The following is a 21304-nucleotide window of genomic DNA, read 5'->3' as shown; positions in this document are numbered from 1 at the left end:
ATCTCGCCCGAGGCGTACGCGATTGACGATGTCGGCTTCCCCAAGGACGGCTACGACTCGCCGGGGGTGGCGCGGATGTACTGCGGCGCGCTGGGCAAGCGGGGCAACTGCCAGATCGGGGTCAGTGTGAACCTGGTCAGCGACCGCGCCTCCTCGGCCGTCGACTGGCGCCTGTTCCTGCCCGAGAACTGGGACGACACCAAGCACGGCGAAGACCCGCTATTGGCCGAGGCGATCCAGCGCCGCCGGGCCAAGGCCGGAATCCCGGACACCGCAGGGCACCGGGAGAAGTGGCGCCTGGCCCTGGACATGCTCGACGAGGTGCGCGGGGACTGGGAGTTGCCCGACCTTCCGGTCGTCGCCGACGCCGGATACGGCGACGCCACGGGCTTTCGCGAGGGCCTGACCGAACGCGGCCTGACCTACGCGGTCGCGGTCAAGGCCACCACGACCGCCCACCCGGGCGACGCCACGCCCGAGCGTCCGCCGTACTCCGGGCAGGGCCGCCCTCCCGTGTCCGCCTACCCCCAGCCGCACACCACCCTGCGCGCGCTGGCCCTGGCCGCCGGACAAGCAGTCACCCGCACCGTCACCTGGCGCCAGGGCAGCAAGGCCACCAAGCACAACCCACGGGCCGAGATGCGCTCGCAATTCCTGGCCCTACGGGTCCGCCCGGCCAACCGGTCCATCCGCCGCGCCGCCGACGGCTCCCTGCCCGAATGCTGGCTGCTCGTCGAGTGGCCACCCGACTCCGCCGAGCCCACCGACTACTGGCTCTCAACGCTGCCCTCCGACACCCCACTGCGCGAGCTGGTGCGAATCGCCAAAATCCGCTGGAGAGTTGAACACGACTACCGCGAGCTCAAAGACGGCCTCGGTCTGGACCACTTCGAAGGCCGCAACTACCTCGGCTGGCACCGCCACGTCACCCTCACCTCCCTCGCCCAGGCCTTCTGCACCCTGCTCAGACTCGACCCAAAAGCCCCTGCGCCGGCCTGACCCTCTACGCGGTCCTCCGCGAACTCCAGGCCCTCCTGGCCACCTGGACCGGCGCCTGCTCGATATGCGGCCAACCCGCACCAACCCCCGAACCTAACAAAGCCCTACTAGGGCCAATACCGGTGACTTTGTTGGTGGTGGGTCGTTGGGTGTGGTGTGCCAAGGCCTGGACAGGTGAAGTCGTCGGGTGAGCGGTTGTCGGACCGGATCGCTCTGGGTGTGCTGACGCGGGTGTTCCCGCCCGAGTTGGTGGATGAGGTGGTTGTTGGGTGTGGGCGTCTGGAACAGCGGTCGCGGCTGTTGCCGGCCCGGGTGGTGGTCTATTTCGTGCTCGCGATGTGTCTGTTCTCCGGGCAGGGCTATGAGGAGGTGGCCCGGCTGCTGACGCAGGGGCTGGAGCGGGTGCGGCGGTGGGAGAAGCCGTGGCGGGTGCCGACGACAGCGGCGATCGGCCGGGCCCGTCGGCGGTTGGGGCCGGAGCCGTTGAAGGTGCTGTTCGCGCGAGTGTGCCGGCCGGTGGCCGTTGAGGACACTGCTGGTGCCTGGTATCGGCGGTGGCGTCTGGTTGCGGTGGACGGCACGGTCTTCGATGTGCCGGACACCGGGGCGAACAGCGCTTCCTTCGGCCGTCCCGGCTCGGGCAGGGGACAGCAGCGCAGTGCCTACCCGCAGGTGAGGGTTGCTGCGCTGGTGGAGTGCGGGACACACGCGGTGTTCGCCGCGGCGACCGGCCCGCTGTCGGTTCATGAACAGCAGTTGATTCCCGCCCTGCTGAGCCGGCTCGAGCCGGGAATGCTGCTGATGGCCGACCGCGGCATCACCGGCTTCGAGCTGTGGCGGGCCGCCTCGGGCACGGGCGCGGACCTGTTGTGGCGCGTCCGGAAGAACATCGTGCTCCCGGTCCTCGAAGCCTTCGACGACGGCTCCTACCTGTCCGAGATCGTTGCGGCAGGTGACCGCAAGCGCCGGGATCCGGTCCGGGTCCGCGTCATCGAGTACACCCTCGGCCGTGACGACGACACGGTCTACCGGCTGATCACGACCATCTGCAACCCGCAGGAGGCCCCTGCGGCCGACCTGGCGGGCCTCTACCATCAGCGCTGGGAGATCGAGAACACCCTGGACGAGATCAAGACCCATCAGGGCGGACACCGCCTCGTCCTCCGCTCGCAGTACCCCGATGGCGTCGAGCAGGAAATCTACGGCTTCCTTCTTGTCCACCACGCACTTCGGGACGTCATGCACCACACCGCTCACCAAGCCGGCCTCGACCCCGACAGGCTGTCCTTCACCCGCACCCTTCGCATCGCCCGCCGCCACGTCACCGACCAGGCGGCACTTTCCCCCCTCACGACTCAGTCGAGCCCTGACTCACACCAACCGTGAGCTGCTGGAACGACTCCTGCCACCCCGCAGGCAACGCTCCAACCCCCGTGTCATCAAACGCAAGATGGCCAACTGGCACCTCAAACACACCCACCACCGCAACCCACCCCGACCACCCGCAGCAGCAATCACACTCATCCCGCCCACCAAACCCGCCAGCAGACGCCAGAAGAACACCTAAATCACCGGTATTGCTACTAGGGCGTGTGTGAGGTCGTGATCACCAGGTCGTCTATGTGAGGCCGTTGATCCAGATCATGGAGGCCCGGAGGTGGAGGCCTGCGTCGTAGCTCTCGGGGCTCTTGTCGTAGCGGGTGGCGATGCCTCGCCAGGCTTTCAGCTTGTTGATCATGCGCTCGACGGTGTTGCGGTCCTTGTAGAGATCCGCGTCGTGGGTGACGGGCCGGCCGCCCCTGCTGCCTCTGTTCTTGCGGTGGGCGGACTGGTCCTTCTTCTCCGGGATGACGGCCTTGATGCCGCGTCTGCGCAGGTAGGCGCGGTTGGCGCGGGAGGAGTAGGCCTTGTCCCCGGCCACGGCGGCGGGCCGGGTGCGCGGGCGGCCGACGGGCAGCCGGACGCGGACCTTTTGCAGGACGGGGACGAACTGCGGGCTGTCGGCGGCCGGTCCGGAGGTCACCACGATCGACAGCGGGCGACACCTGCGGTCGGAGGCGAGATGGATCTTGCAGGTCAGGCCGCCTCTGGATCTGCCGAGCAGGGCCTGTTCCAGACGGGCTCTGCGTCTGCGCCGGACGCGTCGCCGTTCTTCCCGCCCGGGGTCGTCTCCGTCGTCCTGTCCGTTCTGTTCCTCGCGGCCGCCCCCTTTTGCCGGGCCTGCTCCTGTTCGCGCACGGCTTCCTCCAGGGCCTCCATGACCTCGGGACCGATGCGCATCCCGGCGGCGTCGTGATGCGCGCGGGCGGTCGTGGAATCCACGCTGACCAGCGACAGGTCCGTCTTCCCCTGCCGGGCGGCCTCAGCGATCAGCCCTTCCAGCAGCGCGGTGAACACCCCCGCGTCCCGCCATACCCGGAAACGGCCGTAGACGGTGGGCCAGGGGCCGAACTCCTCGGGCATCTCCCGCCACTGAGCGCCGGACCGGAAGCGCCAGATCACTCCCTCGAACTGGTCACGCAGCCTCACCGGGTAAGGGCCGTACTCGCCGATCGGCAGGTACGGCTCGATGAGTTCCCACTGGTCATCGTTCAACTGTCGGCGCGTCACACCGCCGTCCTATCGCGATCCACCCCGGCGCGGCAGCAGAATACGAATACTGATCATGACCTCACACACGCCCTAGTGCTGTGACCGGCAACGTTCACCGGTTTGCCATGGATGATCGGAAAGTTAGGCAGGGCGGAGCCGATGTCTGGGCTACTGCGCTGAGGGAGCGCGCTGTGCGGTGAGCACGGGCTGGTAGTACCCGCTGGAGGCCGGACTGTGCCAGGCGATTTTGGTGAAGCCGGCTTCAGTCACGAACTCTGTCAGCTGCGGGGGCGTCAGCGCCCAGTGGGTGGTCCGGCGGACTCGGACCTGCCAGGTGTTCTTTGCGGGGATGAGCTGGAAGTGCTCCAGGTCGTAGCGTTCGCCGTCTTCGTGCCAGTGCCACAGCTGGAAGGTGATCGCTTGGCCGTCGCGTGTTTGCGAGACCTGGGGAGGTGTCGACGTGGGTCTGGTCTGGCGCGTCTCGTTATAGGACCGGACGGTGATCACCAGCAGTCCGTCGTCTCGGAGTACTCGTCTCATGCCGAGGAGTGCCGTCCGGAGATCTTGCCCGGAGAGTAGGTGCGTGAGCGAGTTGTCCGCGCAGAGGACGACGTCGAATGACGTCTCTCTGAAAGGCAGTTGGCGCATGTCAGCCGCAGCTGCCGGAAGCCGGCTGCCCCGGGCCGCCGCCTCGGCGGCGGCGCGCGCGGCGGCGACCGGGCTCACGTCGCTGCCGACGACTTGGTGCCCGGCCAGGGCCAGGCCGATGGCCTGGGTGCCGATCCCGCACGAGCAGTCCAGGACGGTGTGTGGTCCCGCGCCGAGAGATTGGCGGAGGAGCCCGCCCAATACCTTGGCCTGGTAGGCCATGCTTGCGTCCCAGTCCAGGAACATCAGGTGGTAGTCGTGGGCCAAATCGTCGTAGAAATCCCGCACGGAGAGCTCGGACATGTATCCCACCGTAGTGCGTGGTCGCCGGGGAGTGCGGGCAGTTCAGGCAGCGGCTGCCTGACTTCGGCCGCCCCAGCGGATGCCCTTCTCGCTGCGGATACGGGCGCGTTCGCGGCGTTGGGCGGCCAGCACGTCGGGGTGGCGGGCGTTCGCGTTGCGCCAGCGGAGGTAGGCGTGAAGGGCTCGGGTCTGCGCGGTGTGGTTGCGATAGTTGGAGTTAGCGATGGTGAACTGCCGCAGCGGTCCGAAGTGGGCCTCGATCGGGTTGGCCCAGGACGCGTAGGTCGGGGTGAAGCACAGCTCGACCCGGTTCTTCTTTGCCCAGCGCCGGATGGTCTCGCCCTTGTGGGCGGACAGATTGTCCAGGATGACGTAGATCGGGGCGCCGTCTGGCCGGGCCGCCCGGATTGACCTCAGCGCAGTCAGGGTGTTCGCGGCCCCCTTCTTGCGCCGGTTGACGCCCCAGAGCGTGTCGTCGCCGACCGAGTAGCAACCGTGGAAGTAGCGCACCCCGTGAGTACGGTGGTAGGTCGCGGGATGCCGCTCGGGCCGACCCTGTTCGGCCCAGCACGACCCGGCGGTGGGCCTGATGCCGAGCGGGCCGAACTCGTCGAACGCGAACACGCGGTCCGGGAAGTGCTCCAGCACGTGCTCGATCCGGTCGAGCTTGGCGTCGCGCTCGGGGTCGGGGGATTCCTTCCAGGTCTTGGTGCGCTGGAAGGTGACGCCGCGGCGGGCGAGCAGGCACCGTAACGCCTCGCGGCCGATCCGGATCACACGGCCGTGTACGAGGCGCAGGTAGGCGGCGAGTTTGCGGATGGACCAGCGGGTGAAAGGCTGCCCGAGCTTGGTCGGTCGGGTGGTGGCCGTCTGGACGACGAAGTCCTCGTCGTCAGGACTGAGAAGGCGGGGACGGCCTCCCGCCCACCGAGGGTCCAAGCAGGCCAGACCGATCTCGTTGAACCGGTGGATCACGTCCCGGACCGTGTCCTCGTCGGCCTGCACCAACTTCGCGATCACCGGCACCCGGTTCCCGCCAGCCGAGGCCAGCAACATCATCGCGCGCCGGTAACGCACCGCACTGGTGCTGCCCCGGCGCACGATCTGCTGCAGCTTCTGCCCCTCCTGGTCAGTCAACCTGCGCACACGGACAGGCTCAGCCACCACACCCCAAGCGGTCAGATCGGACGTCACCGCTCATCTCACCGCTCGGACACCCAACCCGGCGAACCTACGTGGTCAGAGCACTAGCCAGCGGATGTTCATCGGGCGTGGGTTACACGGGGGCGTGGTGGTGCCGGTGGCTTGGGTGCGGTTCTTTTGAAATTGGCCGTGCTATATCGGTTGGCCTGACGGGCCGCTATCCCACGGCTCATTGCCGGCCGGCCCGACCGGTAGTCCGGCCCAGGACAGACCTGCCAGGTCCCTTCAACGCTGCGGTCGGCGATCACGACACCGGTGTTGTCCAACTCGCATTGCATTACGTCTCGGACAGAAAAGTTGACGGCACGGGCGGCAAGCCAGACCCGGATCGCCACGCCGTGACTGACCATTGCTACCGTCCCCACGCCGCTTTGTACGGCCTCGTCAACGACGCCGTCGAGCTGTTCCAGCACCCCCAGACCGCTCTCACCGCCGGGTACGCGGGTCGTGGGATCGGTGGGCCAACCGAAGACGAACTCCAGGAACGCGCTGTGGGAGGCGTGGTCGCTCGCACCTTCCCAGTGGCCGGCTGAGACCTCCCGGATCCCGTCACGGATCAGCACCTGTAGCCCGCGGGGTGCTGCGAGGGGGGCCGCGGAGAGTTCAGTGCGTTGATGGGTGGAGGCGTAGAGGGCGTCGATCTTCTCGTTGGCGAGGGTGCTGACAAAGAGCAGCGGCTTGTTGCTGACTGAGGCGGGTCAGCTGGGGACCGGGGAGGGTGGTGTGCATGGTGTATGCGACATTCGCCGGGGTTTGGCCATGGCGGATCAGAATCAGGCGCATGACGCCATGCTCGCGTCCCGCCCTCGATTCAGGCAGAGGGCCTCGGCGTGCAGAGCATCCCGACGGCGCACGATCCACCTGTCAAGTGCGCCAGAAGGCATGGCAGTTCAGTCGTGCCGCTCCGCGAAGGCCGGTGCGGCTATCGGGGGTAGAAACCGGTGATGCGGTAGAGCTGTTGGTGGTAATGGATTCTGAAGCCCATGACCCACTGCTCGGACAGGTCATCCACGACGATTAGTCGCGGGTCGGTGCGCGCGGTGGGCCGGTGCAGGGGCATGGCTACTGGCACTGGGCACTCGCCGAACGGGGACCGGGCGTGGAAGGCAGGGGCGGTTACCATGCGCCCCACGAGGGGACCGGTCGGGTGGTACTCGGCCGGCAGCTGTTGCAGGAGGCCGTCTAGTTCGATCGTGACGGTGCGGTGGCGTTGACCGGGGGAGGGGGGCGAGTTCATAGGGCCACTGCCAGGTGGCCCGTGGGAGGGAGGCCGTAGCGCATCCAGGATCTGAGGGCACTGGCGGTGTGGATCTGGCCGGTACCCGTGGCCCGGGAGCCGTCGAAGACCCAGCGGGTCACTTGCAGGAAGGCGCCGTGGCCGGTGCGGAGATCGAGCTCTAGGTTGAGGAAGACAGGGCGCTTGGAGATGGCGAAGCCTTGCCAGGGGCGCTCCCAGCGCAACAGCGTGCCGAAGTGCGGGTCGCTCCAGACGATGAGGCGCCGTGCGCGGTGAGCGGCACGGCAGTCCAGGATCCACAAGTCGGTGTGTGCTTCCCGGCCGGTGACCTCGGCGGGGGGAAGCGGGCGGGCCTGTACCTCAGCCCGCTTACCGCAATGCAGTTGGCAGTCGGCGCGGCGGTTGCCGAGGGAGATCTCGGTGACCACGCCCCATCCCTTGATCTCCTTGTGCCATGCAGACTCGGTCACAGGGCACCTGCGTAGCGCAGGAGTTCGGCGTCGTCCTCTTCCAGGCCGAGGGCCTGCGGCCCGATTTCCGTGAGCAGGTCGGCGACGGTGAAGATGCCGGGAAGGTTGTCGATGCCGGCGACCAGGCGGTCGTAGCGTTTGACCAGGGCGAGGATGCGGTTTCCGCGGAGTCGGTGCTTCTTCGCTCCCTGGGTGGACTCCTTGGCCTGCTGGTCGAGTCGGTCGGCCTCCCTGAAGTCGCGTTCGGCAAGAGGTGGCAGGACGTCGATGATGCGGTCGAGGTCTTGCAGTACGAGCTGCCGTGCGGTCTTCTCGGTCAGTTCGCCGCCTTCGCCGAGTACGACCTTCGCGACGACGTTGTCGTCGGTGGCGCCAGCGCGTGGGCCGGGAACGCTTACGCCGTCCGGGTCGGCGGGGGTGGTGCCGCAGTCGGGGCCTTGGGGGGCGCGTTCGTTGTGCGGGGGGCCAGGTGGTCCGGCCAAGGCGGCGACGCGGATCTCTTTGGAGACCTTGTTGAAGGAGGTGGTGCACATCGACTTCACCGCGCGGTCGAACACCGCGTGGTACTCGACCGACAGCACCTTGACCTTCGACCGGACGATTCCCTGCAGCCGGGCGAACTGCTCACTCTCGCTCCCGCCCGCGAGAATGCAGCGCAGGGCTTCACGGTCGAGGACGTCGCGCACGGTGTTGGAGTAGCGGCCTGCGGCACTGGGCATGGATTTCTACTTTCCCGTCAGGAGTCGGATGGTGCGGGGGCGCTGTTGTAGGACCCGGTCGGCCCAGGAAGTGACCGAGTCACGGATGGACTCGACGGACTCCCACACTTCGGGGTCGTTGACGTCCACGAAGTCCTCGGGACCGAGCAGCAGGATTTCTCTGGCCTTGTGGGCCAGACCGAAGTAGCGGATGGTCCAGTCGGCGTGCGGATCGTGTTCCTCACTACCGACGAGCTCGTCGAGCAGCGCTTCGTCCGCTACGGGAGCCGGCCGCATCTGCGCGCGCACATACCGGGCGACGTCCTGGTCCTTCAGGACCGCCCGCACTGCCGGTTCCCGCAGCACGGCCAGCACTGCCGCCGGACTCTTGGTCAGCTCGGCCAGGACGGCCTCGCGGACCTCCTTCCGGTCGAGCTGCGCAACGATCTCACCGGGAGGTTCCGCCCCGGAGTCCATCCCGCCCGCCAGGCCCAACGCCTCGCGGTACTGTGCCGCATCCAGTGCCACTGGCCAGCCCGCCCGCTCCGCGCTGTCCAGCCGTTCGAGCAGCAACTGGACGCGTCGGGCACGCTCTTCAGGGGCGGCGACGCAAGCGGTGGTCACGCACTTCCACGGGACGTGGATGGCGGAGGCGAGTAGGCGCTCGCGAAGCGAGGTCCCCGCCAGGCGGGTAACCCGCAGGTACTTCTCCAGTGTGTCCGGCGCGTAGCCGAGCTGCTGGGCCAGCTGTTCCAAGGCGAAACCTGCGCCAGGCGGCGCCCCATCGGCGATCTCGGCGCAGACGTCACCGAGACCGAAGCGGGCCGCCAGCTGCGCCCGGGATGCCCGGATGTCCTTTTCGGCGAAGGTTCTCGCGCGGCTGAGCTGTTCCTCGGTGTAGCCGGGATCGGTGGTCCCGTCCGGCTCGATCCATACGTTCTCCATGGCCGAGGACCGTAGGCGGCCTCAGCTGCCGTGAGCGCTGCGTATCCCCGGATCGGACCAGGCGAAATGTCTGCGACGACGAATCATGCAGAACCGTGTGCTAGGCGCCGAACCGGGTGCGCAGCGGTTTGACTGGCCGCACCGGATGCCTCGAATCTGCACGTCGTCGTAGTCGGATTTGCAGTGAGGCGTACAAGATGAGCACAAGCCCGAGCTTCGCCCTGGGCCGGGAGTACCCGTCATTTCCAGAAGGAGACCTGCCCGAGGAACTGCTGACCCTCTTCGACCTCACCGAGTCCGAGGTCGAGCTGGTTCTCGTGAAGCGCGGACCGCAGAACCGGTTGGGGTTCGCCATCCAGCTCACCTGCCTGCGCTATCTGGGACGGCTTCCCAAGCCGCAGGAGTTCGCGTCACTGCCGCAGTCGGTCGTGGAGCACGTGGCGGCCCAGCTCGACATCAGCGACGGCATGAACATCCTGCTCACGTACGGAGAGCACGACGGGCTGACGCGACGTCACGCCCAGGAGATCAGGTCGGTCTGCCACTGGAAGCCGTACGGCAAGGGTGAGGGCGCGCTGAAGGTCCAGTTGGCTTCGCGTGCCAAGCACACGGAGGAGGGAGTCAAGGCCCTTCTACGGCTCGCGATCGCCTGGTTGCGGGAACAGCACATCGAGCTGCCAGGTGAGCGAACCCTGACCGACCTGGTGCGATCAGTACGAGGGGAGGCCGACCAGGAGATGTGGCAGGCGCTCCTGGGCCCGTACGTTGATCGGCTGTCCGAGCTTGATCGACTGACGGCAGTTCCGGACAGCGAACGCAAGTCGCCGTTGGCCGAGATGCAGCGAGGACCGGGCAAGCCCACCTGGCCGAACCTCGCGGGCGCCTTCGACCGGAACAAGAAGGTCCGCTCTCTCGGGCTGCCGTTCGTGGACACCCGGGCCTTCTCCCCCCGACGGCTGTCGCACCTTGCGCGGTTTGCCGCAGACCATGAGGCGCAGAGGACGAAACGGCGAGCCGCGACCGTCGCAGCAGTCGGCCGCCTCACCGAGACCGCCGCGGATGACGCCGTGGACATGATGGTCCACCTGATCGCCAACGAGCTCATCGGAAAAGCACAACGCAAGACGGCCAAGGAACGAAGCGCGTCCTGGCCGGATCTTGCCCAGGCTGCCAACGTCCTGAAGGAGACGATCCAAGCCCTGCTCGACACGAGGCGTGAGCAAGTCGACACCGCGACGGGAGAAGTCCTCCCACCTGCGGCGGACACGATGATGGTGGGGCAGTTCCTCGCTCGGATCGACGACCTGTCCGCGCTGGAGGCCGCCGCCGCGGTGGTGGGTGATCTGGCTCCCTCGTCGGGATCGGACTCCGAAGAGGCTCGCCGTGCGAAGATGATCAAGCGGATTGCCGTGCTGCACGCGTACCTGCCGCACATCGTCGGAGGGCTGCCTTACAGGGCTACCACCCCGGACGCAGAACACGTCCTGCATGCCCTGTGGTCGCTGACCGACCTGATCGACCGTCCCGTGGCCAGCCGCGCCGAGATCGACGAGAGCCTGTTGACCGGGTCGTGGAAAGAGCTGGCTCTCCACGCTCCCCACCTTGCGCCCGACACGGTCGACACCGCGGCCTACGCGTTCTGCGTGGTGGAGCAGTTCCATTCCCGGCTCCTACGGCGCGACATCTTCGTCGAGGGCGCATCGAAGTGGGGCAACCCCGAGGCAGGCTTGCCAGCGGGGGCAGAGTGGGCCGAGAAGCGATCCTCGGTGGCCAAGAGCCTGGGGCTTCCGCTGGACCCGGCCGCCCACCTGAAGCGCCTGGGAGAAGCACTCCACGCCAAGACCCGTGCGGTCGCGGAGCGCCTGCCCAAAGGCCAACAAGTCGAGCTCGGCGATGGCGGCCGGCTACTTCTGTCCACGTCGCCGCTCCCTCCGGACCCCAGGCTGCGCAAGGTGACCGCGGAACTCGCCGGATGGTTGCCCAAGGGCGACCTGCCTCAACTCCTCCTGGAAGTCCTCACGTGGACCAAGGGCACCGAGGTGTTCACCACACCCACTGGACTAGCCCCCCGCCACCCGGACTTCGATGTCACCTTGTCCGCAGCCCTGGTGGCGCTCGGCTGCAACGTCGGCGTCGACGCCGTCGCCGGCAACTTCCCCGCACTGAACAGAGATCACGTCACCTACGTCATCGACAACTTCCTGCGACCGGATCGTCTGGAAGCACTCAACAACCGCCTGCTGGCACGGCAGTCACAACTCGACGTCGCCGCATCATGGAACGGCGGCCACATGGCCTCCGTGGACGGCCAGCGCCTGGTCGCACCCCCGACAGCCATCCAGGCCCGCCTCTCTCCCCACGGCACCCCGCATGTCACCCACCTCACCCTGCTATCCGGCCAGGCAATGGGACTCGCGACCAAGGTCGTCGCAGGATCCGTCCACACCTGCCTGCACGTTCTCGATGTCCTCAACGACCGCCGTACCAGCGCTCTCAAAGCCACCAGCACCCGTCACCACAATCGCCGACAGGAACCCCAGAAGATCGTCGCAGAGGCAGGCCCACATCAAGAGATCATCTTCGGCCTCCTCGCGCTCTCCGGCTACGCCTACACGCCTACGGCCGCTGACATCACCGACATGACCCTCGCGCGCATGGACACCGCCTCCGCCGAGGACTACGGCCCTTTGCAGCACGCCACCCGCAACAAGATCGACTCCGCTCTCATCGAACGGAACTGGGACGAGATGCTCCGTCTCGTCGGAGCGGTCCACCTCGGCCTCGTGCGATCCGAGGACGCGATCCGCATGGTGGTCCGCAACGGCCGCCCCACGCCCGTCGGTAAGGCGCTCGCCCACTACGGAAAGATCTCCAAGGCCGCACACATCCTGGACCTCATCGACAACCCCGACTACCGCCGCCAGATCGAAAACCAGAGCAGCCGCCACGCCCAACGCCACACGCTGGCCGCGAAGATCTACCACGGCACCGAAGACCGCATCCACCGCTACCAGACCGGAATGGAGGAACAACTCGGCGCGCTCGGGCTGATCGTCAACATGGTGGTGCTGTTCAACACCGCCTACATCGACCTGTTCCTCCAGAAGAAAGCTAGCCACCTCCGGCCCGTTCCCGACGAAGTCATCCGGAGCTTGTGTCCCTTCCTCTACAGGCACATCCACATGAAGGGGCGATACGCCTTCGAGAAGCCCGAGCTGTCCGACAGCTCCATGCGGGCCGTGGAGGATCTGGACGACGGCCCTGACGACGTGACGGACGACAGCCCCGACGCCAGCTGATCCGCGGCGGCGCTCCCCACGCTCACGCAGTACGCCATTTCGACTTCGTGATCAATAGACAGTCGATGCGCCGAATCCGTCAGCTTCCGTCCGCTCCGCATCGCCCCTGCGACTCGCACTCGGCTACGGCAGTCGATGACCTCACTCTGACCTGCACTGATAGGGGCTATCGCACGGTTCAGCAATCTTCGGCGTCGCAGCCTCGGCTACCCCAGCGAATCCCTCGCCCAGCACCCCGTCACGGCGTTCCAGCCCCTACCTGACGGCTCTCGGGCTCGCGCACCGCTCGGTTCAGGTAGGGGCGAGGCCGTCACCCGCGTGGATCGTGGCTGGCCAGCGGAGCATTTCTGAGCGGGGTGTAGATCCTCTTTGGCGCTGTTGCGGACTCGGTCTGGCCGTCCGGACTCCGGAGGAAGGCCCCGATGGGCTGGCGTCAAGGTGCCTCGAGGGGCGGACTGCTGTGGCTGGGGCTTGGTACGTTCTGGCGTATAACGCTGCGTTCGGTGGATCTGCGCAAAGAGCCTGTGGAAGGCGTACTGGATCGTGCGGAGTGAATGCTGGGGGTGCGCCTCGATCGCGAGACGGTGGTGCGTAAGCGGCGGTGTGTGGGGGCGCGTACGGACCGCGATACGTGGGTGCGTATCGAGCGGCGTGGGCTCGACCGGATCGGGGTTCAGGGCGGGGATGGCACCGCGTCCGCGGAGGCCCTGCGAGGGATCGCCAAGCCGGCCTGGCTCGCCGGTGTTGCGTGGCGGGACGAGGTGGTCCACGTTCCCGCCCGGATCGCCCGCTCCGCCCGGCGCCTCACCCTGCACCTACCGCAGCGATGGCCCTGGCAAGACGCGTGGGCACAACCGTTCGCCACCGTCCACGCGCCGCCCGAGACACCCTGACGCCACTCCCCACCCCGCCCGCCAGGGCCCGACCCAAGCCGAATCGTGGAAAAGCTGGGCAGACCAGCGGATACACCCTGCCCGCACTCAGCTGACAGTCCGAGGCCCCGCCCCAAAAACCCTCGCAGATCATTTCGAAACCACGTCGGTGAATCGAGGCTAAGGCCAGGTGGCGGATCCTGCCGCCCGGACGGATTGCGGTGATCGTCCTGGCCGTGCTGCGGCATGACCAGCGCCTGGCCGACATGGCCGGCGGCAACAACGTGTCCGAGTCCACCGTCCGCCGCGGGCGCGACGAGCTGATCACCCTGCTCGCCGCGCAGGCACCATGCCTGGACCGCGCCCTGGAGAAGATCGCCGACGATGGCGGGGTGGTCGTCCTGCTGGACGGCACCCTCGTGCGCACCCGCCGGCGCACTGGGACAGAGAACCGTAAGAACTACAGCGGGAAACACAAGTCCCACGGCCTGCTGTTTCTTGCGCTCACCGACGAGAAGGGCAACCTGATCTGGATCTCCGCGGCCAAGCCCGGGCGGTCCAGCGAGATCGCCACCGCCCGCCACAACAAGATCACCGAGCATCTCCGCGAGGCCAAACTCGGGGCCCTGGCCGACCTCGGCTTCGTCTGCCTGGACGACGACCCTGACAACCCGGTGATCATCACCGGCCGCAAGGCCACCCATAACCACCGGCTCACCGACGCCGAGAAGGAGGCCAACCGCCTACTCAGCCGTGAACGCGCGGCCGTCGAGTATGGCTTCGCAAACCTGAAGCCAAGACGGCACGCTCCGACGGCGATGAACCGCCACCCTGCGCCACCCTCTTCCGCTGACGTTGCCGCCAACTACTGTCGTCAAACAGCCGAGAGGCCCCTCCGGAACCTTCGGAGGAGCCCTCTCACTTTGTCTGTGCTACAGAAGCGCGTCGATCATCTGACGGAACCAGACGGACATCTCTATCACCGGATACAGGACGAAGACGGGGATTACCAGATTTCTGGCTCCTGCCATTGGGCACACGTTGGACGCTGCCCTCCGGAAGAAAGGAATTCCTTTGCGGCCTGACGCACCAGAGAAAGGGGGATTTCTGCAGTTTCGGGAAAATCGGTCGGATTCTCTGCGACATAGTAGGTAACCTCCCCTCCGTTACCTGCCGAAGAGCCGAGCGAGACGTAGTTTTTCTCGTCCATGAAGCTCAGAACCCCTACCTGCCGTTTCCCGTCAGCGCCAACCCTGAACTCGTGATCTGGAAATCCTGACGGCAGAAGCTCACGCTCCGAACTGTGCAGAATAGCCGAGTTCTCGAACTCGTCGCCCGTAGCAAGAGCGTCGATCAGCGCATCGACATCTTCGGGGGTTCGGATTACCGATGGTTCGTCTGCATGCTGTACGTGATAGTACGCCTGAACCCTGTTGTGCGTCACTTTCCACCCATCCCTACTTTGCCATTTCCATAAGTCCACGACCTGTAGCCACCTTGCCCGTTCGGCCAGTGTACCGTGAGTTCCCTGTTACCCAGCATGGCATTAAGTACTTGATCGCAACCCATTGGCTCCATGCACGGCCCGCCAGGTTTGTTGATGACGATCTCGGCCTTTTTGATGTTGTCCCGAATCATGAACGCAGTAAATTTCTGTTCAGCATGGTGAGCACTGCCCGAGGTTGACGTACCCCTCGTGACTCCCACCTCTCTGAGCCTTTTGTTGGCGATGTCCAACAGTTCCTTGTCGAGCGCCTTGTTTCCGCTCTGGACGGCGTAGATCTGCCCGTCGGCAGCGACGCCTAGTCCGGCGGTTGGCCCACCCTTCTTGAAGGGAATCGACTTAATCGATTCCTTCGCGGCCTTCACCGCTTGCGCGAAGCTAATGGCTGTGCCAGCGTGGCTTGCATTTCCTAGAAGACGACTCGCGCCCCCAGGGCTCCAAGGGAGGACAGCCTCATTGAGCGGAAGGTACTCACACGTGCCATCCACCTGGCACATGAGGTACATCTCGGGTGGACCAAAACCGAGTTGCTTCCAGACCCACTTGAGAGCTTGAAGTGGAAGGTCCTTGATACCTGCGCCTTTGTACGGACCGGGGAATGGTTCCGGCCCCGCACTCGGGCTCGGGAGTGGACCATCGCTGCCAGTAGTCGCCGTGCCACCGCTGCTGCCGCTGCCATGAGTGCCTCCGGACGTCCCCGGAGTGGGGCTTGGCGGCCCCGCCGGACCGTCGGGCCGGGGCTCGCTGTGGCCTGTGCCGTCGTCGATCCACATTCCAGTGGGGTCAGCGGAGGTCACAGGCGTGTTGTTGCCGTACGCGTACCCGTTCAAGGACTGGTGCTGATCGGGGTCCAGTACAGGGTCGACGCTGATGAACTGGCCGACGCTGGGGTCATATTCGCGGGCGCCGATATGTGTAAGCCCAGTGGTGGTGTCGGCGGGCTTGCCCAGGAAGGCCTTGTCGTCGGGCCAGGTCGTGGGCTTCGTTCCGCGGGGTGCGCCGAAGGGGGTGGTGTAGCGCTTGGTGACGTCCTGGGTGGTGGCGTCGGTGGCGATGCTGCTGGTGCCGTGGTGGTCGGCGGCGAGGAAGCTGAGCTTGCTGCCTGCGGTGCCGGCCGTTGCGGTGCGGACCGCGATGGTCTGGCCTGCGGCGCTGTAGTAGCGGGTTCCGGAGACCGTTTTGGTTGCGCCCTTGGTGGTGAGGCGTACTTCGGTGGCGCCGAGGTAGAGGACGGTGTCGCCGTCTCCGGTGGCGCGGCGGATGAGGAGTTCGCCGTCGGCGTCGTAGAGGTAGGTGGTGCCCAGTGCGGGCTTGGTGCCGGCTGCTGGTTCGGTGGTGGAGGCGAGTTCGCCTTCGGTGTTCCAGTCCAGGGTCTGGGTGGCTTGGGTGCCGGGGCGTCCTGTGGTGTTGCCCGCATCGTCGTACTTGTACGTGGCGGTCTTGGCGCCCGTGGTCTTGACGAGCGGGTGGGGCTGGCCGGTCGGTGTCTTGTATCCGTACGAGGTGGCTGCGTCGCCCGTGGCCGTGTGGATGGTTTCGGTGTCGCGTTGTCCGGCGTTGTTGTAGGTGTAGCTGGTCCAGTACGGGGCGGCGCCGTCGAGGTTGGCGGTGGTGCGGCCACCGGTTGCGCAGTCGGCGGTTTTGGGGGTCCAGGCTTCGGTCAGGCGCCGGTTGGCGTCGTAGGTGAAGCACTGGTTGTCGGCTTTGGTGGTGCCGCCGAGGGTGGTGGGGTCGAAGATGGACTGGACGTTGCCGGCGTCGTCCTGGGTGAAGTTGAGGTCCTGCAGCATGTACGGGTGGGTCTGGTCCGTGACGTGGCTGCGGGTGAGTCGGCCGGTGCCTGCCTCGTACTTGTTGGTGATGTAGGTGTTCTTGGCGCCGGCGCCGAGGGTGAGCTGTTCGGCCTGGCCGAGGGCGGAGTAGGTGACGCCGAGGAGGTAGGTGTTGGTTCCGGAGAGTTCTGTGGTCAGGCCGACGGAGTTGTATTTCGGCTGGACGATCTCCGTGGGGAGTCCGGCGATGCCGGGTTCTTTGGTGTTGTTGACGGCGCCGTCGAGTCGGTAGTCAGTACCGAAGGTGATCTTGTCCTTTACGGCGCCGGAGATGACCAGCGAGTCGTCGGCCGGCAACAGGACGTCGGTGCTCGTGGCGCGGCCGAGGGTGTCGTAGGCCGTGACCTGTTTGGTGTACGCCTTGCCGGTGGTGCCGCCGACGTAGCGGGTGGAAGCGTCAGGCTTGCCCTTGAGGAGAGTGTCGTAGCTCCAGTGGGCGAGTTTGTTGGCGTCCGTCTTCGTGGTCTGCCACAGGTCAGTCTTGCGGCCGATCTCGTCGTACCCGTACAGCAGTATCGCGCCACGCGAGTCGGTGGTGAAGTCGATCTGGTCGAGGTCGGTGTAGTCGGTGCTGGAGGCGCCCTTGTCCGGGTCGGTCGTGTCGGTTTGGCGGCCGAACAGGTCGTAGGTGTAGGTCCACTTGGCGTCGTCGATGCCGGTGATCTGTGACTGCTTGCCGTCGCGGGTGTAGTCGTACTTCACCCGGGTGTAGGCGGTGCCGGTCGTGGCGCCGTACGCGGTGTCTTTCGGCTCGGTGCCGGCGTAGGTGCGGGTCTCGGCGGTGCGGCCCAGGGCGTCGGTGATGGTGCGGGTGGCGTTGCCGCCCTTGACCGCCGTGGTGGCGGTCGAGTCACCGGTGTAGCTGGTGGTGGTCGACCATCGGTCTTCACCGAGGACGGTGAACGTGCTGGTTGTGGGGCGTGCTGCATCGTCGTACGTGGTCCGGGTCAGGGCCGGGGTGTGGGCGTAGGAGGCGCGGGCGTACTTGCCGTCCGGAGCGTTGAGGTTGTCGTAGATGTCGGCGTAGGTCTCGTAGGCGAGGCCGCGTGAGTCGTAGCGGGTGTCGGTCAGGATCCGGCCGCCGAGGGGCGATGCGGTCTGGGTCTGGAGTGGGCGCAGGAGTGCGTCGGTGATGGCGTAGGTGGCCTGGTAGCTCTTGCCGTCGGCCTTGATGGTGGAGACCGATGTCCAGGGCTGGCTGCCGCGGGCGAAGTTGTAGTCGTACTTCACCGTCGGGGTGTCGGTGCCCTTGTTGCGGTTGGGTGCCCAGGTGTCGGTGATGCGGCCGAGTGCGTCGTAGCTGTTCTCGGTCTTCTTGACGTTGGCGTCGAGGGTGCTGGTTACCGTTCCGCGTGCCGGGTCGACGTAGGTGTACGTCTTGTGGGACTGGCCGTTGGAAGCGAGCTTGGGGGCGGCGACGACGGTGGAGGTGAGCGGGCCGGCCGCTGCGGGGTAGTACGTCGTGGTGGTGGCGTTGCCCTTGGCGTCCGTGATGCTAAGGGGACGTCCGAGGGTGTCATACGTGGTCTTGGTGACCGTCTGCCAGCCGCCGTTGAGGGCAGGGGTGCGGTCGTTCGTACCGATCGCGGCCGGGTATGCCTTGGCTCTGCCGGTCCAGGTGGCGAGACCTCGGGTCGGGGACTGGGAGGCCGACCAGCCGGTGGCGGCAGCGTCGTCGTACACGGCGGCGGTGTCGGAAAGCACGTCACCGCGCGTCTTGGAGTTGGCGGGGAGGTTCAGTTTGTCGTCGGTGATGACGGCCCCGGAGCTCAGGCAGGCGGATCCGACGACTCGGGTGCGGGAGACGAGACTGGTGAGTCCCTTGTCGGGGTTGCGCGCGTACCAGATGCGGGTGCAGGTCTCGTCCCCGGTCTTGTCCTGGTCGCCGATGGCTTCGGACTGGGTGACCATGCCGTACGTGTCGTCGTAGGTGTGCGAGGTGTAGCTGCGGCGCCAGGTGTTGCTGAGGGGCAGGTAGGTGTAGGCGTAGGTGCGACCGGTGCGCACGAAGTACGCCTTGGCGTTGGCGTAGGACCGCTGCTGGCTGGCGGTCAGCTGGTTCCAGAAGTTGTTGACCGTGACGGTGACCGGTTGGGCGCCGTTGTAAGTGAGCTCCTCACGCAGGGATCCCGCGTACTGGTCGGAGTCGGTGGCGTCCGATACGTCCAGGCCTGCCACGTCGATGCCGGCAACGGTGGCGCTCCGGGTAGTGGTGGTGTTCAGGCGTTTGTCGCCGTGCATGCCCTGCATGTAGAGGCGGACGGTCTTGGACTGCGGGTGCCTGGTGTCGCCGGTGTAGGTGGTGACTTTCTGGTATCCGCGCCAGCTGGACCAGGTGCGCTCGTCCTCAGGCGTGAAGGGGTCGTCGTTGTAGTGCCAGCCAGGGTTCTCGTAGGTGTAGAAGTTCTCCACGGCCTCGTTCTGGCCGGCCGGATCCGAGGTGGACACGGAGATGACGTTGTACTTGTGGAACCAGTCCAGTTGCGGGTCGCCGCCGTTGGCGGGCCAGTACACGGGGTAGCAGGACAGGTTGTTGTCGTCCTCGGCCTTTGGCATCTTGCTGCCGCGGACGCACTCCGGCTCGGAGAGCGTGACCGTGGTGATGGCGCCGGTCTCGGTGGTGATGGTGTTGATGCGGGGGCGGGTCAGCGGAACGATTTTGTCGGCGTCGGATTCCACGCGGTTTGGCCGCATGTGGTAGTCGAACTCCACCGGCGGCACGGTGATGGTGCCGCCGTTCTTCCCGGTGCGCTGGAGCGTCTTGAGGGTGAGGGTCTTGTCGGACGGGTTGCCGATGTCCGCGCCGTCCAGGAATTGGTAGGTCAGGCTGTAGCTGTCGACCGGCTTGTATGCGTCGGGCTCGGCGGCTGTGGACCAGACGCTCGTGTTGATGCCGGTGAGCATTTTGCGGGTGAAGAACGCGGGTCCGGTGGGCAGGCAGTCGGTCTCATCGGCTGTGCAGATGGCGTCGAAGGGGACATCGGGCCAGTTCTTTGCGGTGTCCTCGGTCAGTGAGGAGCAGTCCGTGGCGGTGCAGCGTTCCTTGTAGGTGAATTCCACGGTGCCGGAGGGCTTGCCGGTGAACAGTGTGTCGGAGCGCTGTCCGTACTTGATCTCTTCGAGGTAGCCGCCGCGGGTGTAGGCGGCGAGCTTGGTCTTGTCGCCGTTCTTGGCGTAGTGGTTCGTGTCCGCCTTGTACCAGTAGGTGGAGGCGTTGCCGTGGATGTCGGTGACGAGGTCGAGGTTCCAGCGCCATGCCTGTGTCTTGGCGCGGCCGGAGAAGCTGGTGTCGGAGGAGTATCCGGGTTCTCCGGCGTCGTCGCCGAAGACGGGGGCAGTCCAGACCGAGTTGGTGCGCTCGGTGCCGGCGCCGGAGAGTTTGTTCAGGCCGAAGGTGTAGGTGGTGCCGTCACCGGTGACGACCTTCCAGTACTCGCCCTTGCCGTCGCCCTTGCCGTCGACGATGTTGTCGCCGTCGTCGCCGTTTTCGGCGCCGGTCTCGTGGGTGACCTGGGAGGCGTCGTCGTTCTTCAGGTGCCAGATGCCCTTGGTGTCGTCCTTGACGAGTTCGGTGGCCTTGCCGTTGAGGACGAGGGAGGCGTTCTCGTACTTCCAGCACTGGTCGGACTTGTCGTTCTGGCCGTCGTCCTCGCACGAGCCGTACTTGCGCTCGATGTAGGAGGAGGTGAGATCGAACCCTTCACCGAGCATGGAGCCCTGGTTGTTGGTGTTCGCGGTCCGCCCGTCGGTGCTGCCGGAGTTGTAGGACAGTGAGAGCGAGGGGGCGGGGCCCGCTGCTGCGGGCGGCACGCTGATCGGGTAGGACCAGGTGAAAGCCCCGGACGAACCGCCTGCTTCCCAGCTGGAGGAGGCGGTCAGCGGGGTCGCCTTGTAGTCACCGGACCCGGATGCTGGAGCAGCGGCAATCGCCGTCACGGCGAAGACACCCGCTGCTGACGGTCCGCCCTTGGCCGCGGTCGCCTGCGGCACGGCGACCTGTGCGGAGACGGTCTGCTTCGTGGCGTCGTTTCGGGATGGGACGGGCGTCTGCGTACGGCACTGGGCCTTCTGCGGGCTGGTGAGCGCGCAGGCGGGCAGGGATACCAGGCCGAGGCGGGATCCCCAGTGGCCGCCGATCGCATCGGCAAAGGTGGAGTAGTCGACGGTGATTCCGGCAGTACCAGGGGATTCAGCTGCGGCGGTGAACACGACGCCGGTGATACCCGCGCTGCGGGATGCCTTCTGGTCGAGCACGTTCACCGTGGCAATGCCTGCGGCAGCAGCGGCCGGTTTCCCGTTGCGTGCTGAGATCTTCACGGGACGAGGTGCGGTGACGGAGACGGTGGCCGTCGCGGGCTTGCCGGATATCTTCTGTGTGCTGTGTGAAGCCTTCGGCCAGTGGGCGGCCCGCTCACTGCGTGCCTGAGCGGCCTGCTTGCTGTTGGTGGCTCTGTTCTTCGCCACCCGCTCTCGGGCCTCTTTTGCCCCGAGCGCGGAGACCGTCTTGACCTTGCTCACCCTGGGCGCTGGAACCTCCGGGCGTCCCAGCGGATCCGCCGCAACGGCAAGGGGAGTGAGACTTGCTGGAATGGACAGTGCGAGAACCAGTGCTCCGACCAAGGGGATGCGGGTCTTCCTGGTCCCGGTGCCGGGCTGGCGTCTTGCGCCGCGCTTCAGGAACGCGGGGAAGGGTCTGGAAACG

13 protein-coding genes and 2 pseudogenes are annotated in these 21304 nt (G+C 66.4%); 5 read left to right on the top strand and 10 right to left on the bottom strand.

What is annotated here, in order from left to right:
* Positions 1-999, top strand: a 999-nt coding sequence (locus ACIPEK_RS39190; protein WP_402006544.1) for an IS701 family transposase, incomplete at its 5' end; no start/stop codon positions are given.
* Between the two features lie 156 nt (positions 1000-1155).
* Positions 1156-2385, top strand: a complete 1230-nt coding sequence (locus ACIPEK_RS39185) for an IS4 family transposase (RefSeq protein WP_402006541.1) — start codon at positions 1156-1158, stop codon at positions 2383-2385.
* A gap of 232 nt (positions 2386-2617) precedes the next feature.
* Here the strand turns inward: ACIPEK_RS39185 and ACIPEK_RS39180 are convergent.
* From ACIPEK_RS39180 to ACIPEK_RS39145, 8 genes and pseudogenes are all read right to left on the bottom strand, one after another.
* A pseudogene (locus tag ACIPEK_RS39180) lies at positions 2618-3609 on the bottom strand (IS5 family transposase).
* Between the two features lie 150 nt (positions 3610-3759).
* A complete protein-coding gene (locus ACIPEK_RS39175) occupies positions 3760-4542 on the bottom strand; it encodes a class I SAM-dependent methyltransferase (RefSeq protein ID WP_402006538.1) in 783 nt (260 codons plus the stop codon).
* A 42-nt stretch (positions 4543-4584) separates the two neighbouring features.
* Positions 4585-5706 (bottom strand): IS630 family transposase, encoded by a 1122-nt coding sequence (locus ACIPEK_RS39170; RefSeq protein WP_402006535.1) that lies wholly within the window; start codon positions 5704-5706, stop codon positions 4585-4587.
* Positions 5707-5804: 98 nt separating this feature from the next.
* Positions 5805-6386, bottom strand: a complete 582-nt coding sequence (locus tag ACIPEK_RS39165) for a histidine phosphatase family protein (RefSeq protein ID WP_402006550.1) — start codon at positions 6384-6386, stop codon at positions 5805-5807.
* The gene (locus tag ACIPEK_RS39160; RefSeq protein ID WP_402006532.1) at positions 6349-6528 is read right to left on the bottom strand and encodes a phosphoglycerate mutase family protein; all 180 of its coding nucleotides are present in this window, start codon (positions 6526-6528) and stop codon (positions 6349-6351) included. Before ACIPEK_RS39160 ends, ACIPEK_RS39165 begins: the two co-directional genes overlap by 38 nt.
* 450 nt (positions 6529-6978) lie before the next feature.
* Positions 6979-7452, bottom strand: a complete 474-nt coding sequence (locus ACIPEK_RS39155) for a hypothetical protein (RefSeq protein ID WP_402006529.1) — start codon at positions 7450-7452, stop codon at positions 6979-6981.
* On the bottom strand, positions 7449-8171 hold the full coding sequence (locus ACIPEK_RS39150; RefSeq protein ID WP_385139238.1) for a hypothetical protein: 723 nt from the start codon (positions 8169-8171) through the stop codon (positions 7449-7451). Before ACIPEK_RS39150 ends, ACIPEK_RS39155 begins: the two co-directional genes overlap by 4 nt.
* A gap of 6 nt (positions 8172-8177) precedes the next feature.
* On the bottom strand, positions 8178-9095 hold the full coding sequence (locus tag ACIPEK_RS39145; protein WP_402006526.1) for a hypothetical protein: 918 nt from the start codon (positions 9093-9095) through the stop codon (positions 8178-8180).
* A 197-nt stretch (positions 9096-9292) separates the two neighbouring features.
* Here ACIPEK_RS39145 and ACIPEK_RS39140 point away from each other — a divergent pair, with 197 nt between their 5' ends.
* From ACIPEK_RS39140 to ACIPEK_RS39130, 3 genes and pseudogenes are all read left to right on the top strand, one after another.
* Positions 9293-12394, top strand: coding sequence for a Tn3 family transposase (locus ACIPEK_RS39140; protein ID WP_402006523.1), 3102 nt, complete (start codon positions 9293-9295; stop codon positions 12392-12394).
* Positions 12395-12882: 488 nt separating this feature from the next.
* A pseudogene (locus ACIPEK_RS39135) lies at positions 12883-13152 on the top strand (hypothetical protein); the annotation flags it as partial.
* A gap of 335 nt (positions 13153-13487) precedes the next feature.
* Positions 13488-14351 carry a transposase family protein gene (locus ACIPEK_RS39130; RefSeq protein ID WP_402006520.1) on the top strand — a complete coding sequence of 288 codons (864 nt, stop codon included), beginning with the start codon at positions 13488-13490 and terminating at the stop codon, positions 14349-14351.
* On the opposite strand, the gene ACIPEK_RS39125 is transcribed toward ACIPEK_RS39130, so the two are convergent.
* Together ACIPEK_RS39125 and ACIPEK_RS39120 are read right to left on the bottom strand one after the other, a co-directional pair.
* Positions 14273-14710 carry an Imm1 family immunity protein gene (locus ACIPEK_RS39125; RefSeq protein ID WP_402006517.1) on the bottom strand — a complete coding sequence of 146 codons (438 nt, stop codon included), beginning with the start codon at positions 14708-14710 and terminating at the stop codon, positions 14273-14275. The two genes, ACIPEK_RS39130 and ACIPEK_RS39125, sit on opposite strands and share 79 nt — an antisense overlap.
* Entirely contained in the window at positions 14707-21120 is a 6414-nt protein-coding gene (locus ACIPEK_RS39120; protein WP_402006514.1) for an RHS repeat-associated core domain-containing protein, read from the bottom strand. Before ACIPEK_RS39120 ends, ACIPEK_RS39125 begins: the two co-directional genes overlap by 4 nt.
* Positions 21121-21304 lie beyond the last annotated feature (184 nt).

The organism is Streptomyces sp. NPDC088246 (assembly GCF_044741025.1).
Lineage (GTDB): Bacteria > Actinomycetota > Actinomycetes > Streptomycetales > Streptomycetaceae > Streptomyces.
The sequence above is the reverse complement of the archived record's forward strand: the minus strand, read 5'-3'. Positions and strand labels throughout refer to the sequence as shown.

Bases quoted from the DNA above. Each gene is read 5' to 3' on its own strand.
- ACIPEK_RS39160 (WP_402006532.1), bottom strand. From the start codon at position 6,528: ATGCGCCTGATTCTGATCCGCCATGGCCAAACCCCGGCGAATGTCGCA.
- ACIPEK_RS39150 (WP_385139238.1), bottom strand. From the start codon at position 8,171: ATGCCCAGTGCCGCAGGCCGCTACTCCAACACCGTGCGCGACGTCCTC.
- ACIPEK_RS39175 (WP_402006538.1), bottom strand. From the start codon at position 4,542: ATGTCCGAGCTCTCCGTGCGGGATTTCTACGACGATTTGGCCCACGAC.
- ACIPEK_RS39140 (WP_402006523.1), top strand. From the start codon at position 9,293: ATGAGCACAAGCCCGAGCTTCGCCCTGGGCCGGGAGTACCCGTCATTT.
- ACIPEK_RS39145 (WP_402006526.1), bottom strand. From the start codon at position 9,095: ATGGAGAACGTATGGATCGAGCCGGACGGGACCACCGATCCCGGCTAC.